Consider the following 5818-nt stretch of genomic DNA (forward strand, 5'->3'; position numbering starts at 1 on the left):
GTTGCTTTTTTACCTACAGTAGCTTTTCCATTTGTCGTATCTACTGCTGGTGCTTCTTTTTTATCTTCTTGTTTTGTTTGTAATTTTGTTGTTGCTGTAACTAACTTAGCTTGTGCTTGTGATAATTCATCTTGAGTCTTTGCATTATTTAAAACTATTCTTGCTTCTTCTAAAGCTACTTTTAATTTGTTCACACTATCTTCTGTTTTAGAAGCATATTTCCCGTTAGTAAATTTCCCATCAATTTCTTCAATTAATTTTATTAAGGCTGTTTTATTTAGAGTTTCTTTTTCTGAATTCTCTAGTTTTGAAGCTACTGCGGCTGCCACACTCTCTCTAGTGTTTTCTACTACTGGTTTCACTTGTACTTTTGGTGCGACTTCTAGTTTATTATCTGTTCCTAATGATTCATCTGTTGTTGTGTTGTTTGAAACAGATTCACTAGCTTGAGCAACTGCTCCAGCACCAAAAAAGATACTTGCACCTATTACTACAGACGCAGCACCTACTTTAAATTTCTTTATTGAGTATGACTCTACTTTTGTACCCTCTTTTGTGTTTTTTAAATAATAATTATTTTTTCCTATCACTTTTATTCTCCTTTTTTAAAAATATTAATCTAGTTTGAAGTTAAAAATAAGTACCTTTTATATTAAACTCTTAAGTTACCATATTTATTACTATCGACCGCGCCGATAATAATAATAATAATAATATATTATCATTTCCATTATTTATTAGTTTTAAAAATATAATGGAATTATAATATATCATTATAATCATATAGCATTATACATTGTATTATTATACCAAATTATCAGTTTATAGTCTAATTATTTTAATAAAATATAGTATGAAATATTTTTAACAAGAGATTTTTAATGTCTCTTGAAATTCTCATAATTAAGTAGTATATATTACTAAATTAAAATATAATTAAAATTAGTTTAATTTTTGATTATATTCTTCTTCTATTATATAAATAATACTACTTTAAACTTTAATTTCCATAAACAATCAATAAATTAAACTTTTATTCATAGACCTTCTTACTATTATTAGTTATGATTTAAAATTATACCCTATTTTGTAGGTTAATATATTAGATCTTCCATAATATATACCATATATCTATATTTTAATATAATTAGTTTTAAATTTATTATTATCAAATAAATAATATTATTAATTTTATTTTTTTATCATTTAATAAACCGTTTTCTAAAGGAGTACTTAAATATCTTATTAAAATATTCATATTCTAAATTTTTAAATAATAATTTTATATTGAATTTTAAGTAGATATATTCTATACTAAATGTTGTAGATAACAAAAGGAGCTATATATATTATGAAAAACAAAAAACTTGTTATGACTATTTCTTCAGTTCTTGCTACTGTTGTTCTTGCAACTGGATGTGCACAAAAAACTGAAGAGAAAAAAGAAGAAAATAAGAGTGGAGATAACAAAATAACTCTTACTTATGATCAACTTAGATCAAGAGAAAATACAATGGGATCTCTATGGTATCAAAATGCTGCTGAAGTAGATGCATTATACCAACAAGGCTATAACGTTGCCACTAGTAAACTAAAAGAGTTATTAAAACAACCTACTAGCAAACCATACTCTATCGTATTAGATATCGATGAAACGGTATTGAGTAATATTCCATTCCAAGTTAAAATGGTTAAAGATGGTACTGCATTTAATCCTAAATTATGGGATGAGTGGGTTCAAAAAGCTGAAGCTACACCAGTGGCTGGAGCAAAAGAATTCTTACAATTTGCTGATAAAAATAAAGTTCAAATTTACTACATCTCAGATAGAACAGATTCTCAAGTAGATGCTACTATTAAAAACCTTGAAGCACAAGGATTACCTGTTCAAGGACGTGATCACCTGATGTTCAAAAAAGAAGGTGATAAGTCTAAAGAAGGACGTCGTCAAGAAGTTTTAAAACATACTAATCTTGTTATGTTATTTGGGGATAACTTAGTTGACTTCGCTGAATTCTCTACTAAATCAGAATCTGATAGAGATAAAATGTTCGAACAATTAAAAGCTGAATTTGGTGATAAATTCATTATCTTCCCTAACCCTATGTACGGTTCATGGGAATCTGCAGTATACCAAGGTGAGAAAAAAGATGCTAAAGGGCAATCAGATGCTCGTATGAACGCCTTAAAAGGATACTAATCTAAAAAGAAAACTAGAATGATATAATTAAAAATATAAGTGTCTTAATGTAATTATAAAAAAATAATTTTTAAGGCGCTTATATTTTTTATATATTTAGAGATTATTTTCTTGATTGATAACTCCTATCGGAGTATAATGGTGAATAGAAAGCTTTTTCAAGGCTTCAATCATTATTTAAAATAGGAGTTCAAAATGAAAAAAAATAATATGAAATTTGTACTTATTCCTGCTTTTGCAGCTGCTGCATTATTTCCAGTATTAGCTGATGGTAATCAAGCTAAAGCTAATGACGATAAGACTGTAGCACCTTCAACTGTTAATAATACTGTTGGCACTAGCGAAAAACCAGCTAGTGTTCCTACTACTAACAATGTTGCAGAAACAACAACTACTACTCCAGTAAGCAATGTAAATACTACACCTGTACATAACAATGGATTAACTAACAGCGAAAGCATTGTAGACAGCGAAACTGTTAAACCAACAGTTCCATTGACTATAGCTGAATATAAACAAAAGAGCGCTTTAGAACTTGCTCAATTAATTCGTGAAAAAAAAGTTACTAGTACAGAACTTGTTGACTTAGCTTATAAAGTTATTGCAGAAGAAAACCCTAAATTAAATGCTGTATTGACTACTGAAAATGGTAAAATACCTCACGCTATTGTTGAGGAAGCATACAGAACCGCAAAAGAAATAGATGATAGAGTAAAAGCAGGTAATCTTGCTGCCAATCCTATAGACTGGAAAGAACAACCATTCTTAGGTGTTCCAACTTTAATCAAAGGTCTTGATGAATTAAAAAATGGTGATTATACCAAAGGGGTATATCTAAATAAAGGAAAAATAGGAGACAAGAATGGTCCTGTAGCTGCTGAATTTGCTAAATTAGGTTTTGTTATTCTTGGACAAACTAACACTCCTGAACTTGGTACTAGAAATATTACAGATTCAAAATTATTTGGTCCTGCAAGTAATCCATGGGATCTTAGTCGTAACACTGGGGGTTCTTCAGGAGGAAGCGCCGGAGCTGTAGCTAGTGGTATGGTTCCTATAGCTAGTGGTAGTGATGCTGGGGGATCTATTCGTATTCCTTCTTCATGGACTGGTCTAATCGGTTTAAAACCTACTGGACATGTAGTAAAATTCCCACTAGTAAAAACTATTGAAGATGCTAAAGCTTATTTTGAAAAAACTGAATTAAATAATAAGCCAAAAACATTAATAGAGCCACCAAAAGATTTGAAAAAATTAAAAATAGCCTACACTCTTAAAACTCCACTTAAAGATCTTGAGCTTAGTGAAGTTGGTAAAAAAGCTATTTTAGAAACAGTAGATTTTCTAAGAAAAGAAGGATTTACTGTTGAAGAAGTTAAAGACTTCCCTATCGATGGTTATGAAGGAATTAAAACTTATACTGTAGGAGCCATTGGTGAAGAAGGTTATGTTGCCGCTGTTAAGGGTGTAACAGAAGAAAATAAACGTCAATTAGATCCTGCGACTTATGCATTAGGAACATCTTCTTATATGGGAGCAAATGCTAACACTGATATTTCTTCTGTAAAACCATTATCTACATTCATCGATCAAATGAATGAGTTTTATAAAAAATATGATCTATTCTTAGTACCGACTAACAATGTTACTGCACCTTCTAATGATAAAAAAGTTGATCCATACGTAGATCCAGCTGTTGAAGAGCAACTATATAATATTAATAAAATTAAAGATCCAAAAGAAAGATTTGATTTATTGATTAAACAATGGTTACCGATGACAAGACGTTCTCCATACACTTGGGTATTTAATTTATCTGGAAATCCAGCAATCTCTTTACCTACATATCTAAGTGATAAAAACTTACCATTTGGAATTATGTTCGCGGCTAAAAATAACTCTGAAAAAATTCTTTTAGAAATAGGTCAATACTTCCAAGATAAACACCAATTCAAAATGAATCCAGCTATTAGAAATACAAGTGTTTCAGAAAATGGTAATAAAATAGGAGTAAACGAATACGGAACTAAATACGAATATGCAGTTCCAACTGTGGCACCTACTGTAGCAACACTGCCAACACTAAATATCAATAATGATGCTATTAATACTCCAAATAATCCAAGAAACCCACAAACATCACCTATTCAAGAAGAGCAAAAATTATCAACTACAAAAATAACAAAAGTAGCTTCAACTACATCTCCTAAAACTCTTCCAAACACTGGTGAAACTACTAACAACTTCCTTTCAGCAATTGGACTTTCATTCCTTGCTTTAATTGGATTACTAAAACGAAAAAGCAATAATTAATAAAAAATAACTTATACATAACTGGGAGTGGCTCAAAAATCTTGATTTCGTAGAAATCGATTTTGTCGAGTCACTCCTATTTTTTTACATTTAATATAACAATTTTCTTGATTGATATTAAATATCAGAGTATAATTAAGTAGCAAAGCATATAACAGCTTATTTATTATTCATTAAATTAGGAGTCAAGGATGAAAAAGAAAAATTTAAAATATGTTCTTATACCGGCATTTGCAGCCACTACACTATTTCCAGTTTTAACAAATGACAACCAAGCTCAGGCTAGAGAAAGTAGTGATACAGTGTCTACTTCTGTTAGTAATACAGTAAATAATACTAGTTTAACAACTGAAAATTCAAATACTACTTCAGAATCATCAACAACAGAAGTAAAACCTAATGCATCAAATAATAATGGTGAAACTTCTTCTGGTAATCTAGAAGATAGTACTTCTTCTAAACCAACAATCCCATTCACAGTAGCTGAATATAAACAAAAGAGTGCTTTAGAACTTGCGAAATTAGTCCGTGAGAAAAAAGTAACAAGTACAGAGTTAGTTGATTTAGCTTACAAAGTTATTTCTGAAGAAAATCCTAAATTGAACGCTGTTCTAACAACTGAAAATGGAAAAATCCCTAATGCTATCGTGGAGGAAGCATACAAAGCGGCGAAAGAAATTGATACTCGTATTAGCGCTGGAAATCTAGCTACCAACCCTGTAAACTGGGAAGAACAACCATTCTTAGGAGTTCCTACATTAATTAAAGGATTAGATTTACTAAAAGATGGTGATGCTTCTAATGGTATCTATTTTAATAAAGGTAAAATATCTAAAGGTAGTGGAGCTGTCGCAAAAGAATTCGAAAAACTTGGATTTGTTATTCTTGGTCAAACTAACTACCCTGAACTAGGAACTAGAAATATTACAGATTCTAAATTATTTGGTCCAGCTGGAAATCCTTGGGATCCGAGTAGAAATACTGGTGGTTCTTCTGGTGGTAGTGCTGGTGCTGTAGCAAGTGGAATGGTATCAATTGCAAGCGGTAGTGACGCTGGTGGTTCAATTCGTATCCCTGCTTCATGGACAGGTTTAATTGGTTTAAAACCTACTGGTCATGTAGTAAAATTCCCTCTAGTAAAAACTATCGAAGATGCTAAGACATATTTTGATAAAACACAGATTGTTAAGCCAAAAACACCTATAGAAGTTCCTGCAAATCTAAAAACTTTAAAAATAGCTTATACTCTTAAAACACCATTAAAAGATGTTGAATTAAGTGAAGATGGAAAAAAAGCTGTTCTTA

At 30.6% G+C, this 5818-nt stretch carries 4 protein-coding genes; 3 read left to right on the top strand and 1 reads right to left on the bottom strand.

Annotated features, from left to right (window positions below; translation table 11 throughout):
• Positions 1 to 590, bottom strand: a 590-nt coding sequence (locus tag RWL85_RS08255; protein ID WP_314087008.1) for a YSIRK-type signal peptide-containing protein, incomplete at its 3' end; no start/stop codon positions are given.
• 761 nt (positions 591 to 1351) lie between these two features.
• On the opposite strand from RWL85_RS08255, the gene RWL85_RS08260 reads away from it, so the two are divergent.
• The 3 genes from RWL85_RS08260 to RWL85_RS08270 form a co-directional block, all read left to right on the top strand.
• Positions 1352 to 2200 (top strand): 5'-nucleotidase, lipoprotein e(P4) family, encoded by an 849-nt coding sequence (locus tag RWL85_RS08260; RefSeq protein WP_314087011.1) that lies wholly within the window; start codon positions 1352 to 1354, stop codon positions 2198 to 2200.
• A 195-nt stretch (positions 2201 to 2395) separates the two neighbouring features.
• The gene (locus tag RWL85_RS08265; protein WP_314087013.1) at positions 2396 to 4513 is read left to right on the top strand and encodes an amidase family protein; all 2118 of its coding nucleotides are present in this window, start codon (positions 2396 to 2398) and stop codon (positions 4511 to 4513) included.
• A 191-nt stretch (positions 4514 to 4704) separates the two neighbouring features.
• On the top strand, positions 4705 to 5818 hold a 1114-nt coding region (locus RWL85_RS08270), incomplete at its 3' end, for an amidase family protein (RefSeq protein ID WP_314087016.1).

It is taken from the genome of uncultured Gemella sp. (assembly GCF_963515875.1).
Taxonomy (GTDB): Bacteria; Bacillota; Bacilli; order Staphylococcales; family Gemellaceae; genus Gemella.

Excerpts from the sequence above, each read along its gene's own strand:
- RWL85_RS08260 (WP_314087011.1), top strand. The coding sequence starts at position 1,352 with ATGAAAAACAAAAAACTTGTTATGACTATTTCTTCAGTTCTTGCTACT.
- RWL85_RS08265 (WP_314087013.1), top strand. The coding sequence starts at position 2,396 with ATGAAAAAAAATAATATGAAATTTGTACTTATTCCTGCTTTTGCAGCT.